Annotated in this window: 1 protein-coding gene; it reads right to left on the reverse strand. The window is 65.0% G+C overall.

Translation table 11 applies throughout. The features are described 5' to 3' along the window. Positions 1 to 1,346 (reverse strand): IS630 family transposase (locus tag ACZ7L1_RS39225; RefSeq protein ID WP_471444495.1); only part of this gene is annotated, 1,346 nt, incomplete at its 3' end. Positions 1,347 to 1,395 lie beyond the last annotated feature (49 nt).

Consider the following 1,395-nt stretch of genomic DNA (forward strand, 5'->3'; position numbering starts at 1 on the left):
TAAATCTCTTGCTGGTTTTGAGTGGCTGGCGGAGTGACCTTGGTGAGGTAGTCGGCGAGAGATTTGAGGATCTCGTCGGCGGTCTTGGTCCAGGTGAAGGGCCTGGGGTTCTCGTTCCACGAGTCGATCCAGGCGCTGATGTCATCCTCCAGCGCCTTCACCGAGGTGTGGACGCCACGACGGATGAGCTTGTCTGTCAGCAGGCCGAACCACCGCTCGACCTGGTTGATCCAGGAGGAGCCGGTCGGAGTGAAGTGGACATGGAAGCGGGGGTGCTTGCCGAGCCAGGTCTTGATCTCTGGGGTGTTGTGGGTGGCGTAGTTGTCGCACACCAGGTGCACATCGAGTCCGACGGGAACCGCCTTGTCTATCGTGACGAGGAACTTCTTGAACTCGACGGCCCGGTGGCGGCGGTGGAGTTCACCGATGACAGTGCCGTCGGCGATGTTGAAGGCGGCGAACAGGCTGGTGATGCCGTGCCGCAGATAGTCGTGGGTGCGCCGTTCGGGCATGCCCGGCATCATCGGCAGCACCGGCTGCGAGCGGTCCAGCGCCTGAATCTGGCTCTTCTCGTCCACGCACAACACCACGGCCTTCTCCGGCGGGTTGTGATAGAGGCCGACGACGTCGACGACCTTCGCGACGAACTGCGGGTCGGTGGAGAGCTTGAAGGCATCCTGCAGGTGCGGCTTGAGGTCGAACTTCTTCCAAATCCGCCCGATGGTGGACTTCGACAACCCGGTGCGAGCGGCCATGGAGGCACGCGACCAGTGGGTGTCCTGGCCCGGAGTGGATTCCAGCGTCGCGACGACAACGTCCTCGACCTGGTCGAGCAGGATGGAAGGCGGCCGACCGGGGCGCGGCTCGTCGACCAGTCCGTCCAGCCGCCGCTTCACGAACCGGGCCCGCCAGCGGTTCACCGACTGCTCGCTCACACCCAGTTCGGCCGCCACCTGCTTGTTCGTCCCGCCCTCCGCGCACCGCAGCACGATCCTCGCGCGCAGAGCCAGGAACTGTGCAGTCTTCGCGCGCCTCGCCAGGCGCGTCAGCTGAGCCCGTTCGTCATCACTGAGCACCAGTTCCGACTTGCGCCGGCCCGGCCGCGGCTCATCCGCAAGCCCGGCCATCCGCCGGGCAGCAAACCGCGAGCGCCACTTCCTCACTGTGTCCGCGGTGACGTTGAACTCCGCCGCCACACGCGTATTCGGCTTCCCGTCCGCGCACGCCAAGACGATACGTGCCCGCTCGACGAGACGCGGCGCCACCGCCCCACCCGCCCAGCGCAGCAACTCGGCGCGCTCCTCATCGGACAGCACAACTTCGACGGCACGAGGACCCCGAGACATGAAAACAGACTACAGACTTAAGCCTGCAATTTCAGGCGCATCACACTAG

The organism is Streptomyces sp. NPDC107546 (assembly GCF_055639175.1).